This is a genomic window from Adlercreutzia caecimuris B7 (assembly GCF_000403355.2).
GTDB lineage: Bacteria > Actinomycetota > Coriobacteriia > Coriobacteriales > Eggerthellaceae > Adlercreutzia > Adlercreutzia caecimuris.
Genome location: NZ_KE159646.1, coordinates 1,825,168 through 1,839,136 on the forward strand (window position 1 = coordinate 1,825,168; position 13,969 = coordinate 1,839,136).

The 13,969-nt window shown below is 57.8% G+C and carries 18 protein-coding genes and 1 pseudogene; 9 read left to right on the forward strand and 10 right to left on the reverse strand.

Going from position 1 to position 13,969, the window contains the following annotated elements:
• Window positions 1-103 precede the first annotated feature (103 nt).
• From C811_RS16930 to C811_RS16630, 5 genes are read left to right on the forward strand one after another with little or no spacing between them, the layout of a single operon-like run.
• A complete protein-coding gene (locus tag C811_RS16930) occupies window positions 104-478 on the forward strand; it encodes a DUF6900 domain-containing protein (protein ID WP_016309770.1) in 375 nt (124 codons plus the stop codon).
• 29 nt (window positions 479-507) lie between these two features.
• On the forward strand, window positions 508-756 hold the full coding sequence (locus tag C811_RS11410) for a hypothetical protein (RefSeq protein ID WP_016309771.1): 249 nt from the start codon (window positions 508-510) through the stop codon (window positions 754-756).
• Window positions 753-935 carry a helix-turn-helix domain-containing protein gene (locus tag C811_RS11415; RefSeq protein WP_016309772.1) on the forward strand — a complete coding sequence of 61 codons (183 nt, stop codon included), beginning with the start codon at window positions 753-755 and terminating at the stop codon, window positions 933-935. The genes C811_RS11410 and C811_RS11415 overlap by 4 nt, the downstream gene beginning before the upstream one ends.
• Window positions 936-991: 56 nt before the next feature.
• Window positions 992-1,207, forward strand: a complete 216-nt coding sequence (locus tag C811_RS11420) for a hypothetical protein (RefSeq protein ID WP_016309773.1) — start codon at window positions 992-994, stop codon at window positions 1,205-1,207.
• A gap of 14 nt (window positions 1,208-1,221) precedes the next feature.
• On the forward strand, window positions 1,222-1,383 hold the full coding sequence (locus C811_RS16630) for a hypothetical protein (protein WP_016309774.1): 162 nt from the start codon (window positions 1,222-1,224) through the stop codon (window positions 1,381-1,383).
• A 217-nt stretch (window positions 1,384-1,600) separates the two neighbouring features.
• Here C811_RS16630 and C811_RS16635 read toward each other — a convergent pair whose 3' ends face one another.
• The 7 genes from C811_RS16635 to C811_RS16645 form a co-directional block, all read right to left on the reverse strand.
• The gene (locus C811_RS16635; RefSeq protein WP_016309776.1) at window positions 1,601-2,512 is read right to left on the reverse strand and encodes a hypothetical protein; all 912 of its coding nucleotides are present in this window, start codon (window positions 2,510-2,512) and stop codon (window positions 1,601-1,603) included.
• Between the two features lie 229 nt (window positions 2,513-2,741).
• Window positions 2,742-3,476 carry an ATP-binding cassette domain-containing protein gene (locus C811_RS11430; protein WP_016309777.1) on the reverse strand — a complete coding sequence of 245 codons (735 nt, stop codon included), beginning with the start codon at window positions 3,474-3,476 and terminating at the stop codon, window positions 2,742-2,744.
• Window positions 3,477-3,494: 18 nt separating this feature from the next.
• Window positions 3,495-4,286, reverse strand: a complete 792-nt coding sequence (locus tag C811_RS11435) for a hypothetical protein (protein ID WP_156997088.1) — start codon at window positions 4,284-4,286, stop codon at window positions 3,495-3,497.
• 82 nt (window positions 4,287-4,368) lie between these two features.
• Complete coding sequence (locus C811_RS11440) at window positions 4,369-5,157, reverse strand: hypothetical protein (RefSeq protein WP_016309779.1); 789 nt, start codon at window positions 5,155-5,157, stop codon at window positions 4,369-4,371.
• Window positions 5,158-5,161: 4 nt separating this feature from the next.
• Window positions 5,162-6,358: a hypothetical protein gene (locus C811_RS11445; protein WP_016309780.1), complete on the reverse strand. Its 1,197-nt coding sequence runs from the start codon at window positions 6,356-6,358 to the stop codon at window positions 5,162-5,164.
• Window positions 6,359-6,411: 53 nt separating this feature from the next.
• Window positions 6,412-6,846, reverse strand: a complete 435-nt coding sequence (locus C811_RS16640; protein ID WP_156997089.1) for a hypothetical protein — start codon at window positions 6,844-6,846, stop codon at window positions 6,412-6,414.
• Window positions 6,847-7,008: 162 nt separating this feature from the next.
• Window positions 7,009-7,632 (reverse strand): hypothetical protein, encoded by a 624-nt coding sequence (locus C811_RS16645; RefSeq protein ID WP_016309781.1) that lies wholly within the window; start codon window positions 7,630-7,632, stop codon window positions 7,009-7,011.
• Window positions 7,633-7,754: 122 nt separating this feature from the next.
• On the opposite strand from C811_RS16645, the gene C811_RS11450 reads away from it, so the two are divergent.
• Complete coding sequence (locus C811_RS11450; protein ID WP_022926507.1) at window positions 7,755-9,038, forward strand: IS256 family transposase; 1,284 nt, start codon at window positions 7,755-7,757, stop codon at window positions 9,036-9,038.
• Between the two features lie 243 nt (window positions 9,039-9,281).
• Here C811_RS11450 and C811_RS11455 read toward each other — a convergent pair whose 3' ends face one another.
• Window positions 9,282-9,707 (reverse strand): hypothetical protein, encoded by a 426-nt coding sequence (locus C811_RS11455; protein ID WP_016309782.1) that lies wholly within the window; start codon window positions 9,705-9,707, stop codon window positions 9,282-9,284.
• A 375-nt stretch (window positions 9,708-10,082) separates the two neighbouring features.
• On the opposite strand from C811_RS11455, the pseudogene C811_RS17280 reads away from it, so the two are divergent.
• The 3 genes and pseudogenes from C811_RS17280 to C811_RS16650 all read left to right on the forward strand — a co-directional run.
• A pseudogene (locus C811_RS17280) lies at window positions 10,083-10,493 on the forward strand (RNA polymerase sigma factor); the annotation flags it as partial.
• Between the two features lie 55 nt (window positions 10,494-10,548).
• Window positions 10,549-11,418 carry a hypothetical protein gene (locus tag C811_RS11460; RefSeq protein WP_244874323.1) on the forward strand — a complete coding sequence of 290 codons (870 nt, stop codon included), beginning with the start codon at window positions 10,549-10,551 and terminating at the stop codon, window positions 11,416-11,418.
• Entirely contained in the window at window positions 11,415-12,083 is a 669-nt protein-coding gene (locus C811_RS16650) for a hypothetical protein (protein ID WP_156997091.1), read from the forward strand. Before C811_RS11460 ends, C811_RS16650 begins: the two co-directional genes overlap by 4 nt.
• 56 nt (window positions 12,084-12,139) lie before the next feature.
• Here C811_RS16650 and C811_RS11470 read toward each other — a convergent pair whose 3' ends face one another.
• Both C811_RS11470 and C811_RS15910 read right to left on the reverse strand, forming a co-directional pair.
• On the reverse strand, window positions 12,140-12,667 hold the full coding sequence (locus C811_RS11470; protein WP_016309786.1) for a hypothetical protein: 528 nt from the start codon (window positions 12,665-12,667) through the stop codon (window positions 12,140-12,142).
• Window positions 12,668-12,933: 266 nt separating this feature from the next.
• Window positions 12,934-13,758 carry a helix-turn-helix domain-containing protein gene (locus C811_RS15910; protein ID WP_016309787.1) on the reverse strand — a complete coding sequence of 275 codons (825 nt, stop codon included), beginning with the start codon at window positions 13,756-13,758 and terminating at the stop codon, window positions 12,934-12,936.
• Window positions 13,759-13,969: the final 211 nt, after the last annotated feature.

Consider the following 13,969-nt stretch of genomic DNA (forward strand, 5'->3'; position numbering starts at 1 on the left):
ACTTTCGCCGAACTTTTCCTGAACTTTCTCGCCATTCTCGCTTGCCTTATTCTAACGTTTGCGTTATAGTTAAGACATAAGGAAACGACGGAAGGGGCAGACGATGACGAAGATGACCGAAACGCAGGCTCGCAAGCTGTATGAGATTGCCGAGAAGAACATGCCAGCAGTTGCCGAGCGAGGTGACCTTGAGACCCGCCACAGCGACAACGCCGACTTTCTTGATCTTTCCGTATGGGGAACCCAGTGGGCACTCGAGGGCGCTTTCAACTTCGGGCGCGGAATCGAGAAGAAGCTGACGAAAGCTCAGCAGCGCAGCATCTACGAGATCGCAGCGAAGAACTTGCCGGGGGTTGATGGCCGTGGCGACCTCGAGGAGCGCAAGTGCGACGACGAGGACTTCTTCTGGGGTTCTGTTTGGGGTATTCAGCAGGCGCTCGAGGATGCTTTCAATCTCGGGCGCGCGGCCGCTAAGTAAGGTTTTGTCCGGGATAAGGAGGAGTGAACATGACACGCTACGAGAAGCCGTATCTATTGAAAATCGACGCGACGTCGAAGGTCCGAGGAGATCGCAGGTTCAATGACAACCGCTCGGTATATAAGGACCTGCGCGCAGCTGTAAAGATGGCGGAGAGGCTGGCGACAAACAACGGCGATGCCGAATACTGGATACACCATCACATCTGGATCATCGACCGAAACGCCGACGAGGGCGAGTGCATCGTGTTTGACTGGAAACGGGAGGAGGCAGTATGAGCGAATGGATGACGGTTGCCGACGCCGCAAAAGAGCTCGGGGTAAACCAGAGCCGGGTGCGCCAGCTCTGCATTTCTGGCAACCTTGCCGCCCAGAAGTTCGGGAAGATGTGGATGGTATCGGCGGAAGCCGTGAAGGATCGCGCGAAGAACCCACCGCGATCCGGGCGTAGATGGTAAGGAGACGGCTGCGCACGATCGAACAGCGACGGCGCCGGAAGTCATAAGGAGGAGCTATGACAAACTGGGAGAAGTACTTTAGTGAACCGTGGAAGGCAGCGGAGATGCAGATCGAATGGGGCACTGCCGGCCAGCTTACAAAGCCGCACGACGGGTTTGTGATTCGACGTTTCGACATCGACGAGATGGATCACCCCGAGGAGGTCGCTTTCGTGCCGGCAGAATACGAAAACCCCGCACCGCTCTATGAGTGGATGATAAGCCGAGCGTGATATAAGAGATTGCTATGTTGACACTTGCAATATGCACGCTGCTGGCCGTGGGCCTCGTACTGTTCGTCGTTGCAGTCCTTCGCCTCGCATGGATCGGCCTGCTCTACGCATGGCGGGCGTTCCTCCACGTGTCCTGCGCGATCGTCGCCCGCATTTCCCGGCGCGATATTTCCTGAACTTTCTCGCCATTCTCGCTTGCCTTATTCTAACGTTTGCGTTATAGTTAAGACATAAGGAAACGACGGAAGGGGCGGCAATGATCACCATCACGACGAACCACGGCGGCAAGGTAAGCGGATACACCGACGACAGCCTCATGTTCGATGCGGTTATAAGGGACGGCGAGCTTGTCAGCTTGTTCGTTGCTGATAGCGGAACCGGAGAGCTCGCGTATTACCTCGACGGCAAGAGCGAGGGCGCTATCGACGAGGTTCTCGAGGGCCGAAACGTTGCCGCGATCGCCTCAAATGTGGTCGATTGGGCGAAGTAGCCCGAAGGTTTCACCAGTTCAAACCGTTTTTTACACATCGCATGTATATTTGGATGCAGATAGTACTTCTCAAGATATTTCGCCGCTTTTATAGCGTCATAGCCGGTCGGAGCAACCGCTTGAGGGGCAATCTGAGATGCATCCTCGCCAAGATCTTCAGGTTTAGCAGTGGATGCCTCCACTTCAGGCAAGCAGTCGACGGGTTCACCAGATATCTCACTTAGCGCGACAGCATCGCCCTCTTCTCCGGGAGAAACTTCCTCTTCGCCGCCATAAACAAATCTCAAATCCTTTCCCTCGGGAAGTAGGCCGGTTGGATCAATTTGGCGATCCTCCACCAGCGTCCAATCCTTCCCTTGACCCTCAAAAACAAAAACGTGGCGACCACCGAAACGTTGCTCAACCCCAGAATGTTTATTAATAAGCATGGTTTCCTCTATGGCATCAACAAGTATTCTTCCGTCTTCGTCAACGCGTTGAGCTTCGATGGTGAGATTTGAAGATGCCGAAGAGTACTCAACATCTGGCTTTAGTCGCTCCCTCCAATTGCAAATCTCCTTCCGCAATTCCCGCTGCATTTCTGAATCGGAAATAGATTTCTTCGCTCTGATGAAGGCGGCGGATTCTTGCTCAGGAGTACCAGTCGCGAGCAAATTAGCCATACTTTCCAAATACTCTTCCGCCGCCGTACCAATGGTCGTCTTGGAAATAGCATCGTCTCCGAAAGCCGATCCTGGCGTCACCGCCAAACACAGCAACACTGCCATAGCCGCAGCGAGGAGAAACGCACCGGCATTCCTTTTCAAGGCTGTCATCGCAGCTCCTTTCGCACTTACAAGTGGTTATGCCCCGTTGCCGTAAATCGTCATTCACTTCGGAGACATATCTTCGGGAAAATTTTCCTCTCACCCTTAGACACGAACGGGAGGCGGGAATTATTACAGGTTTCGTGAAAAATTTCGAAAATTTCCTGTTCAGATGCCACACGAGCAAGGCTCATGCCAGCCACCGGCCCATACCCCCAAGGCCTCGCGCACCCGACTCCTAGCGTATCCGCTCCAGGCGGCCGTGCTCCAGCTCGTGCACGGTATCGCACAAAATGCCGATGTCCTCGCTACTGTGGCTTGCGAGCACGATGGTACGCCCCTCCTCTTTCAGCTGCAGGAACAATTGGCGCATGTCGGCAAGCCCCTGCTTGTCGAGGCCGTTCATCGGCTCGTCTAGAAGCAAAATATCCTGCCCTTCCATGAACGCTTGGGCAATGCCGAGGCGCTGCCGCATACCCAGCGAGTACTTCCCCACATGCTTGCGACTGTCGGGGTCAAGGCCCACAGCCTCGATCGCCTTCCGCACCTCTTCTTTGCCAGCTCGGTTCTGCAGCCGTGCTAGATACATCAGGTTGCGTAGACCGCTGTATTGAGGCGAGAAGCCCGGCGTCTCGATGATCACGCCGATACCCTCCGGCAGCCGCCGGTAAGGTGCCGCCTCGCCGCCGCGAATCTGGATGCTCCCCTCGTCGAACCGCACAAGGCCGCACAGGCATTTCAGCAGCACCGTCTTGCCCGAGCCGTTGCGCCCGATGAGTCCGTGAATCTTCCCCGCCTCGAAAGAGGCCGAGACGCCATCGAGCACCGTGGCCTCGCCGTAGCACTTCGTCAGACCATCGAAGGCAAGGGCGCACGGATGCGAGACCCCATCAAACCCTCCAGACCGACCGATGCCCCGCTCAACAGCTACTACGTCCATAGATGCTTTGATCACTCCCCGGTTCTGCTGCATGCTCTTCACCTTCCCATATCAATCTCGAACCTGTAGCTGAATATCCATTCGCTTCATGGCCCACACCGCAATCGCACCGACGACCACCGTCGCCGTCAAATCAAACAGGAGCGCGTTTCCGACCGTTGGAAGATACGCCGACGTGCCCACAAAATCCAAAAGCTGTATACGGGCATGGGAAACAGGGGAGAAATTGAACACGATATAGGGCAACGTGTTGAGCGCGAGCAGATCGAAGAGGACGACGAAAGCCGCCGGCGCCAGCCCAATGCGCGTACCCGTACAAGCATTCACCGCCGCGATGATCAGCCCGAGCAGCACGCCACCCAGCACTTCAAACCCAAGTGTCAGCCCCAACGCACCTAATGGCGGCAGCGAGCCGACGATGCCGGCATCGAAGCCCAGGCTCATTGCCGCCGCTTGGGCCGCATCAGTCTCGGCCAACGTCGTAATCACCACGCCCCAGCCATCCAACGTGAATGTCATCCAAGGAGCCACGAGCAGCCATGACAGCACCAGAAGACACCCGTAGTAGCCAGCTGTTATCAGAGCGATCGCCATAAGCCGACTCGCCGCCCACCGTGCGCGACTTGCCCGCACCACGATCATGGCCTCATCGGCTGAGACAAAGGGAGCGTCGGCCAGCAAAAACAGCAGGCCAAAAGCGAAGAACGCCTGGCAAACGGGATCGCTGGCCACGAAGGTGAAGAGCCATGGCCCAACCCGATACCCAAGCTCGGTTACGAGACCGCCGATGGGAGACAGCAAATCCCAGAGCGGCATCGCCTCAACGAGCAGGACGAGAAGCATGCGCCTGGAAAGAAGGACACGAGCCACGACGGATCGCGTCAGCATCCACGCCGCACGAAGACCGCCAGTTCCGATCGGTCTATTACGCACGGTCCACCACCGCCTTTAAGCGCCCCCCGCACACCAGCAGCATCACAAAACAGAGCGCCCCGTAAACCCCAGCCACAATCAGCAGCGTTTGGAGAGAACCCCCGAAGCTTTGGGCATAGGCCAACGAGGCCAAGTTGAGCCGCGCGGGCCACAGGCCGAGGTGAATGATCTGCACGAAGGCGATTGCCCCTATGAAAGGCGCCGCATAGGCCGCATACCGATAAAGCGCGAACAGGGAAACCGTGAACCCGAAAGCCGCCCAGAAAGCACCGTAGCAAAACTGGGAGCAACAGAACAGCACCCAGTAGAGAGCCGTGTTGCCCTCCACGAGCAGCTCGACAAAAGGCTCGTAGCCTGCCAGATCTCGCCATTCCCCCGTTTCCAAGGAAACCACTTCGGGACGGAGGCTCGCACACAGTCCGAAGAACAAGCTGCACGCAAGCACTACCACAGCGCCGCCTGACACAGCGCACGCCGCAAGCTTGCTCAGCAGATAGCGCCACCGGCTCTCGCGCACAAGCAGGAAGCGCAACTCGCCCGAGCGGTAGTCCTCGCAGAAGGAGCCCGAAAAGGGCAGGGCCGCACCAACTACCACGAACCAGAAAGAGTTGTTGAAGCAGTAGGCAAAACGAAAAACCGCAAGGGCGTCCATCGACGAGGCCTCCCCTGCGGAAAGGTCCGGAACACCCGAAAAGAGCAGCCCCGCAAAGGACACCGCCACTCCCACTAAGAATAGAGGCGAGATGAAGGCGCGCCGCATTTCGGAGGCAAGAGACGCCATGGCCCTAGATCACCTCCGCCGTCAAAGCATTAACGCGAATGCCGTAATCGGGGTCATCGGCGTTCTGAAACACCCAGGCCGGCACCAACACGATGCCCGTTTCACTTCCCGAATCGGGCATTGCGCAGTATTCAAGAGAAATTTCATCTATGTGCATGGAATCAGTTCCCACGATCGAGCCAAACTTTGTCGCCAAGACGTTCAGCGCTTCGTCCACAGAAATCAAACGATCTTTACCCTGAATCTTTGATCCAACTGTGAAGAGATTTCTTGAGTCAACGCGCCGAATTCCTTCTTTTCCGACATATATATGAAGAAAGCTCATATCTACATGCTCATCCCCCTCGTAGCGCATGCCAAGCCTGTTGCCATAGGATGTAGTATTTAGTGGCACCCCCTTTGACGTCAGGTGCACATGCACTGAGTACATCTCGTCTTCAGTTGTGTAAACAATGTTGCGCATACGTTCTAGCTCCGCCAAGTCTTGCGCATATACACCAGTGTCAAAATCGTCCAATTCTTCGTAAGACCTCTGCATACTCAGAACATAATCTTCCTTGACCTGCTGCATTGAGCCCGCGCTTAATGCATAAACCTCTATCGACGACACCTCGTTTATGCCAAAACTTCTCAGAAGGGCTTGAGCATGCTCAACGGCCTCTTGAGAGGAAAACTGGACTAACTCCTCCTGCGCGTAAGGAGCCAAGAGAGCCCCGTCGGGCATGTTAAAATCTATTGCGTCATATCGTTCGACGAAGTCGCCCACGCTAAACCCGACAGAATCGCATCCCACAAGAATACCGTCGCCCCCATCCTCCTCATATTGAAGGTCAGTCAAGTCGTCATATTTCCAATAAAGTGAATCGGCGGGTACTTCATCAGGCTGTTCTTCCGGAAAAAACGCTCGGAATGCCCTATCTTGAACACCCAAAAGAGCTGGCTCGGCATTATAAACGGCAACCCCTATGGCTTCGGGAAGTATAACCTCGGCATCAACGAAAATCGCATCGGCCACGGTCTCGTTAATATGGTGAGGGGTTGTTGAACGCATTGAATCGTACGTTGTCGTATCTATCCCATACTCAAACGAAGGTGCCGCCACGACACTTCCGTCGATGCTCTCGGACAAGCAACCCGAGAGCATCGACGGTATCAAGCAGAGGCCAACGACAATTGCTACTCCGCGGTTTTTTTTAACCATTTCTCGCTAACCTCTCCTTTTGCATCAAACTAGCCCAAGCAGCTGGCTATGCTTTATGGGCGCCACGTCCCACCCGCATAAGCCGATTTCGTTCCGCTTGTTGAATCAAGTTGGCCAGCCAACTTGTAATAGTTTTTCTTACCACCAAAACCTGACCAATATGCCATCTTCTTTGTGCAGTATGACGTATATGTTTTAGAGTCTGAGGCCATTTCGTTCTTTGAATTTCGTACTCTTAGTACTACTTTTCCGTTTTTAAGCATGAACACATTTGACCTTGCTTTCTGGATTGTCGCTGAAGCGCTGCCTGTCACTGTTTTTTGAGCTATGGATGAATAAAAAGTCTTTGTTCCTAGAAAAGAAAACGACCAACTTTTTTCAGCCGCATGTGCCTGCGATGCAGGAACCAACGCAAGTGCCGCCAAAGCAAGCATTACCGCCAGCGCAATACATAGGCCATTATGCTGCCCCAACACTTTCTGAGCCATTTCTTTTTCCTTTCTTCAATCGTGTCGCCCCAGCCAGTCGTCACTGACCGAGGCTGGGCCCTCGGGAAAGATTTCCTCTCATCCCTTGCGATCCTCTATGGACCGAACGTATCCGATGCAAGCGCCAACAATTACTTGCATGCTTGTCGGATCCAATTTACGCTACTCGAAGTGAATCTCGAACTCGTCGATTTTCGTCACTCCATCCGCAAGATACACGGGAATGCGTACCGGCGCACCACCAGCCGCCCTCATCGCCTCTTCGGGAGATGATGGGGTTGTGGCCTCCAGGTCCGCATAATAAATATAGCCTTCTCGACCACCGATGCCTTCGGCGGCAACCAGATCCGGAGGGGCCACCTCACAAACAGTGGCTAGGTACAGGTTTCCAAGCGTTTGATCGGCTTCGTTTACGCCGTACTCTATCTGAGTTTTAGCCTTAGAAGCCATCGCATACGGCGTTTTCGCACATGTAAATGATGCATAGCTCTCCGTTTTGGGACGCCAGACAAATCCCGTAGCAGTCGCTTGAACGCCTCTTACATAGGCGTTTGACGGGATTGTATAAGAGGCACCTGCGGCTACGCTTGCGCACTTCTTTTTTGAAATGACTTTACCCGCTGAAACAAGATTACCGCCGGCACGAAATAGTCGCGATTCGACCCCAATGCGACCAGCCGCAACAGCCGCAGAAGTTGAGATGGTGCCAAACGTATAGCCGGCACTGCCCAGCGTATGGGCCGTCGCCTTCACTGTATATTGCCGACCATCAATGGTCTTTTTCATGATCGTGTGCCGAATGTTGGTGTAACGATCGTTTCTCCGGCCGAATAGCCGGCCAATGAGAAACGGCCATCGCTAGAATCCTTTATTGCGAAGTAAACGATTCGAGAAAGGCGATGACCGCAATGGACACTTTACCAGCTTTGCAGGGGCCGATGCCCGAGATTCCCAGATTCGACGACGGCATGGTCAACCTGAACGAGCTCGTGCGCACGCTCGCGGAGGCGCTCGTCAACGAGGTGATGGACGCCCAGGCCGACGACGCCTGCGCCGAGGGCAACCAGCGCAACGGCTACCGCGAGCGCCGCCTGCTCACGAGCGTGGGGCCGATCACGCTCAGGATACCCAAGCTCAGGCGCGGGACGTTCTTCCCGAACGACCTCATCGACCGCTACAGCAGGGTCGACCGGGCGGTCGTGGCGGCGGTGGCCGAGATGGTGGCGAGCGGCGTCTCCACGCGCAAGGTCGAGCGGGTCGCCCGCACGCTCGGAGCCGACCGCATGAGCGCCAGCCAGGTGTCCCGCATCTGCGAGGCGCTGGACGCGACCGTCTCCGACCTGCGGGAGCGCTCCTTCGGGGGCGTGCGGTTCCCGTATCTCTGGATAGACGCGACCTACGTCAAGTGCCGCGACGGCGGCCACGTGTCCAGCTGCGCGGTGGCCACCGCCATCGGAGCAGCCGACACGGGCCACCGGGCCCTCCTGGGCCTGGAGGCCGTGGACGCCGAGGACTACGCCTCGTGGCGGTCCTTCCTGCTCTCGCTGCGGGAGCGCGGCGTCGCCGGGGTGCTCTGCGTCACCTCCGACGCCCACGCGGGCCTGCGCCGCGCGATAGAGGAGGTGTTCCCGGGCGCCGCGTGGCAGCGCTGCATCGTCCACCTGGAGCGCAACGCCTGCGCGCTCGGGCGAAACAGGCGGGAGAGGCGCCTGATCGGCTCGGTGCTCTCGGCCGTGTTCGCGGAGAGCGACCCCGACCTGGTGCGGGAGCTCTACCACCTGGCCGCCGGGGAGCTGGGCGCCGCCAACGCGGCGGTGGGGGATCTCCTGGAGGAGGCCGAGCCGGACGCGCTGGCCCACCTGGACTTCCCTCCGGCGCACCGGCGCCGCCTGCGCACCAACAACGTGCAGGAGCGCGCCAACCGCGAGATCAAGCGCCGCGCCCGCGTGGTGCAGGTGTTCCCGTCCAGGAAGTCCCTGATCAGGCTCATCGGCGCCGTCCTCTCCGAGATGGACGAGGAGTGGGCGTGCCGCCGGTGGTTCGACGGCGACTCCATCGCGGAGGCCTACGAGGACCGCTCAAAATGGGCCCCGGCGCCCGCCCCGTCCTACGACGGCACCGCAGCCGAGCACGCCGCCCGCATAATAACGGTGGTCCTTGCCGACGAGGGATGCGAGAGGAGGGCGGCCTGACGATAGTGTAGAATGGGGTTCTCTGGCGATGTTCCCGATCGGCTCGGACAGTCTGCGACCGCCCTCGCCGATCGGGGCGCTACACCAACTTTCGTGACACTACCTTTTTCATCGAGGACGACGTTGCCGCGTGCGCAGCCTCAGGCAGACCAGCCACGCCTAGGAGGGCGGCAGCACCCACTGCCGAAGCCATGAAAGCGCGTCGCGACATTGCGGTGTTTATCATAATTAGCCTCTTTCCATTCACATTGTTCCGAGAATCGTTTTGCCGTCCTTGTCGAAAAGGGTAACGCCATCCAGCGTTTTCCTGTACTCGCCCTGTACGGCCCTTTCTGGGGAGGAGGGCATGTCACCGAAGAAGTCGTCGACAGTGATGTAGCCTTCTACGCCATCAGAGTTCTGGGCAGCGATTAAGTCGGGATAGAACTGCTTCGTCTCCTCCACCGTTCCGTCGAAGTCGGCGGGAATCACCACATCGAGCGCGGACCCATAGGTCTGACCGGAGGAGTTGACCCCCTTTTCCGCACTCGACCCCTCTCTGCTCACCTCGGAAACCGCCTGCGCGAAAACAGTGCTCTCGCCGTTTCCCTTTCCGGCAGAATCCGCTTCTTCGGACGACGGGGACGAGCAACCGCAAAGCGCTAAAAGCGCAGCGACTGCCACCGACATTACACTCGATCCTAAAGCACAGCTCCTCATTGAAGACCCCTTTCTTTCGACATGTCGAATGAGAGTACTGAGATTTTCCGGAAATTTTCCTCTCACCCCTAGACACGAACGGGAGGCGGGAATTATTACAGGTTTCGTGAAAAATTTCGAAAATTTCCTGTTCAACGGCTAAATATGATCTTTTTCAAAATATTTTGGATTTCTGTAATAAAACCGCCTTCCCAAACGTGATAGAGAGTAGGAAGAAATTTCCTGCGCATTGCGCAACGGCTCGTCCGCAACCCGGAGAGGAGGTGACGGCCTTTGAGGAGCGACCAATTCATAGAAGACGCCATGCGCGCCCACAGCGACGCCCTGTTTCGCACCGCATGCAGCATGCTGAACTCCGAGGAAGAGGCACGCGATGCGACGCAGGAGGCATTCATCAAGCTGTTCAAAAGCGAGACGAACTTCAAGGACGACGACCACGTGCGCTGCTGGCTCATTCGGGTGGTGCAAAACGACTGCATCGACCGCCAACGGCGCGAGAAAAGGGTAGCCATCGACCTGGTAGATCCGACCGAGCCCGACGCCATCGAGCGGCTCATAGGCGACCGGGCGCTGCTCAGCCAAAGCGAAGTAGAGCTCGACGAGGACCACTTCCTTTGGCGCCACGTGGCCACACTCTCGGAAGATGACCGGCGCGCCGTACACTTACGGTATGCCGAGGACCTGTCACTTCGGGAGATCGCGAAGATCACCGGGTGGTCCTACGGCGCGACCGGCACTCGGCTATGCCGCGCCTGCAAGAAGCTGAAACGCTTAGTTGAAGCCGAGCTGAAACAGAGAAAGGAGGAAGACCGTGAGAAGATCGACAAGAAGACGATTCGAGACGTACCGCAAGCAGACCCGCACGCTGACCTTCGGGGACGAGGCCCGCAACGAGACGATGCGGATCATTCGGGCTCTGAGGGCCGAGCAAGCCCAAAGAGAGGCCGCCGCAGCCGAGGCTCCAGCCGTCGCCCCGATGGCGGAGAAGACGGCTTTGCCTGCGCCTAAGCCCAAAAAGCGCCCGAGCTGGATCGGCATGAGAGCGCCCTTCGCGCTGAGGGCCGCCGCCTGCGCCGTCGTGGCCGTAGGCGTCGCGCTGTTCGCGGTGGCGGGCATTGCCCCTACCGTCGATAGAGAACACAGCATCGCCACCGCATCGTCTCCCCTCCTTCCGTATCAGCGCATCCAGTTCGATCACAATAGCGAGGGGATATTTGAAGCCGACGACGGTGTTTACATCACCGTGCCTATTCTGCTTGCACTGCCGGGGAACCCCGCGGGAGACGCAACGGTGAGTCTTAATGGGGCAGAAAACACGCTCTTGTCAACCGAATGGTTTCCCGGCGAGGAATCGGAGCCCGGGTCGGCCTCGATCCAAACAAAGATCGTTTCTGGGCAGGTGAGCGCCTACGCCATCTACCGCACCAGCTTAACCCATGCAGACTTCATGAACGGAACCACCGTTCCATCGGGCTGGACATGGGATCCGACTGATGCCATCAACATGATAAAAGACCTTCGCAATTGCGAGATTGTCGTCACGCCGTCAGCGGGCAGCCCCGTCGCCTACACGATCAACTTTGACGACTATCCAACGCGCGAGGACATCGCTGATCGGTTGTACAGCCGCGCCGGCTTCCGTCTTACCTATTTCTCTCTAGACCGAAATGAGGACCAATGAGCTCTGAAAAACGCAGCACGGGCATTGATCGCCGAAGCTTTTTAATCGCCGCAGGAATTACCTGCCTCGGTATTTTTGCGCATCCTGCCTCGGCTTTTGCAGCCATAATAAAATGGGGAACACCTCTTAAGAAGACAGTGAGCGGTGTTACCTATACTTATAAATCTGGTTTCTCCGCAGGCTCGGATCCTTGTGTATATACGCAGATAACTGCAAGCAAGACCGTCTCGGCTGGAACAATGCAGGCACGCGCTATCGCAGTAAAAGAAACCAACCTGGCCATTGCAGCGGCAAGCAACTGGATGAGCAACTCCAAAGGAACGAGCCTTACCGTAAAAAAGCAAACCCCCGCGGTTACCCTCGGCTGCACCTCTCGGGGTCGAGTGCAAATCAAGAACGTTCAGGGACAGCTTTCCTGCAACCCCATTAGAACCCGCTCTCTCGCTCCCGAGCTTTCTGTGAACGAGCACGGGCAGACGCTCGGCACCTACGAGGATGTCGAGCGCGGGGCCGTTCCCGATCTGGTGGGCATCGTGGCCGATTCCGGAATCGACGGCTACGCCTACTGGGAGCAGTTCGACGCCGAGGATGCTTCCGACGCCATTCCCGTGTACGCCGAAGACGGCACCACGCAGATCGGCATCTTCACCTTCGGCGACAAATAGCCTTCTTCTCTCGCGCGGGGCGCCTCCTTCCGGTCGCCCCGCGCCCTCTTTCTCCCCTACGAAGCCTTGCAGGCGTACTCCAGGATGCGCCGCGCGGTGCCCTGGCTCACCTTCGTATCGTCGCCTTTGCCGAGAAACGCGTAGATGTTTCCCTTGTTCAGGCCCAAGTCCTTGCAGAGGCGGTACACCGTTACACCGCGGCCCTTCATGGCCTGCAACGTTTTCTCCCTCATACCCGCAATAACGAGGCGCTCCCCCGCGATGGCGTAGCGCTTGGCTATGTAGGCGCTCCACACCGCGCGATACCGCGGCGGCGCTTCGGCCGACTGCAGGAAGAACGACACCTCTTCGGGATCGTCTAAGCAGTCGGCCATCTGCGCGTAGCTGCGCTCCATCCACGTACCCTCGCTGATGGCGGCCAGGTATCGGGCCTTGCCCTGAACCGCCGCGAACACCATGAGGGCCTCGGCCGCAGCCGGCATGGACGTCGCGACGGAATCGCGGAGTTTCCGCAGGTTGTCGGTCTTCAAGCCGGTGAGCTCACGACAGTGCAAACGCAGAAACCCTTTGAAAGTCAGGTTCACGCTTCCTCCTTTCTTGATAGTATTATTCGTAACGAATAATACTATCATAAGTTAATTCATCATCGTTGACTTTTTCGACGATTGGCGACATAAAAAAGCCCCGCCGCTCGAAGACGAGACGGCAGGGCTTGCGGAGGGGTCGGCGCCGGCTTGTCCGACAACGGGTGCGACCTGGACGGCAGGTCGCGAGAGCTTGGGTACGGCCAAACGAAAAGGGCCGACCCAGTGGATCGGCCCTTGGAGGGAGAGGTGCGGCACGGGATTGGCTACTCGGCAAACCACTCCTTCAGCCAATCGTCGGAGCCCTGTATGCCTTCAGCGGCCCCTTCCCGGGCACGATCCGCCATCACGCCCCATGCCGACGAATAGTCTTGCGCGTAATGATTGACGAAGTCGTCCATGCGCCTCACTTGGTAGCACGTGTCTTGGTACTGCACGTAGGCGAGCCCGTCGATGTTTCCACCGAAGGAGCTTGTAAAGGCCACGTGTGCCCATCCCACCTCCTGGCCCTCCTCGTTCTGCAGCACATATACATTCGGATCACCGGTTTTCCTGAAGTAGCCGTTGACAGGCGGCGTCCCCTCGTCAAGACGAGCCAACTGCCACACCCCGCCCTCGTCGTCGGCGAAGCCAAAGGAGAGATAGGTTGACCGTTGGTCAGGCCGCTCGGATATCCACGTGCCTTCCAGCTTGAAGCCGTGCTCGAATCCGCTGGCGAACTTCCCCGCCTCGTTGGCGAGCGCGTAGACGATGCCCGTCGCCAGCACCACCGCACAAGCAACGGCAAGAGCCACAACAGACCAGCGGTAGATGCGCTCGCTACGATCCTTCTGCGAGACGCGCTCCTTCAAAAGCCCTGCCTCAAGGGCCAGCTCCTCCTGGCTTTGCGCCCACACGACCGACTCTCCCAGCAAGTCGGCCGCAGTTACCTCGAGGGCCCGGGTCAACGCCACCAGCATGCTCGCATCAGGCACCGACTTCCCGCGCTCCCACTTCGAGACGGTCTGCCGCACCACATGCACCTCGTCAGCCAGCTGCTCTTGGGAGAACCCCTTCTGCTCACGGTACTTCCGCAGGTTGTCCTTCAGCATGGCCACCTCCTTCATCGCTTCTCTCCCACCACGCTACCATATTCGCGCCGCCAGGCAAGCAACGATCGCTAACAGCGCGTATGAACTGGGCAAACACAAAGGGCCGACCCAGTGGATCGGCCCTTGGAGGAAGGGGTGCGACATGCCCTACAGGGTGGCGGCGCCGATGCAGCCGGCCATGGCGGCGGTGGCGAGGGCGAACAGGGCGACT

Excerpts from the sequence above, each read along its gene's own strand:
- C811_RS16640 (WP_156997089.1), bottom strand. The coding sequence starts at position 6,846 with ATGGCTCAGAAAGTGTTGGGGCAGCATAATGGCCTATGTATTGCGCTG.
- C811_RS16650 (WP_156997091.1), top strand. The coding sequence starts at position 11,415 with ATGAGCTCTGAAAAACGCAGCACGGGCATTGATCGCCGAAGCTTTTTA.
- C811_RS11450 (WP_022926507.1), top strand. The coding sequence starts at position 7,755 with ATGGACACTTTACCAGCTTTGCAGGGGCCGATGCCCGAGATTCCCAGA.
- C811_RS11420 (WP_016309773.1), top strand. The coding sequence starts at position 992 with ATGACAAACTGGGAGAAGTACTTTAGTGAACCGTGGAAGGCAGCGGAG.
- C811_RS11435 (WP_156997088.1), bottom strand. The coding sequence starts at position 4,286 with ATGCTTCTCGTCCTGCTCGTTGAGGCGATGCCGCTCTGGGATTTGCTG.
- C811_RS11455 (WP_016309782.1), bottom strand. The coding sequence starts at position 9,707 with ATGTCGGTGGCAGTCGCTGCGCTTTTAGCGCTTTGCGGTTGCTCGTCC.
- C811_RS11440 (WP_016309779.1), bottom strand. The coding sequence starts at position 5,157 with ATGGCGTCTCTTGCCTCCGAAATGCGGCGCGCCTTCATCTCGCCTCTA.
- C811_RS11415 (WP_016309772.1), top strand. The coding sequence starts at position 753 with ATGAGCGAATGGATGACGGTTGCCGACGCCGCAAAAGAGCTCGGGGTA.
- C811_RS11410 (WP_016309771.1), top strand. The coding sequence starts at position 508 with ATGACACGCTACGAGAAGCCGTATCTATTGAAAATCGACGCGACGTCG.
- C811_RS16630 (WP_016309774.1), top strand. The coding sequence starts at position 1,222 with ATGTTGACACTTGCAATATGCACGCTGCTGGCCGTGGGCCTCGTACTG.
- C811_RS16645 (WP_016309781.1), bottom strand. The coding sequence starts at position 7,632 with ATGAAAAAGACCATTGATGGTCGGCAATATACAGTGAAGGCGACGGCC.
- C811_RS11445 (WP_016309780.1), bottom strand. The coding sequence starts at position 6,358 with ATGGTTAAAAAAAACCGCGGAGTAGCAATTGTCGTTGGCCTCTGCTTG.
- C811_RS15910 (WP_016309787.1), bottom strand. The coding sequence starts at position 13,758 with ATGCTGAAGGACAACCTGCGGAAGTACCGTGAGCAGAAGGGGTTCTCC.
- C811_RS16635 (WP_016309776.1), bottom strand. The coding sequence starts at position 2,512 with ATGACAGCCTTGAAAAGGAATGCCGGTGCGTTTCTCCTCGCTGCGGCT.
- C811_RS11430 (WP_016309777.1), bottom strand. The coding sequence starts at position 3,476 with ATGCAGCAGAACCGGGGAGTGATCAAAGCATCTATGGACGTAGTAGCT.
- C811_RS16930 (WP_016309770.1), top strand. The coding sequence starts at position 104 with ATGACGAAGATGACCGAAACGCAGGCTCGCAAGCTGTATGAGATTGCC.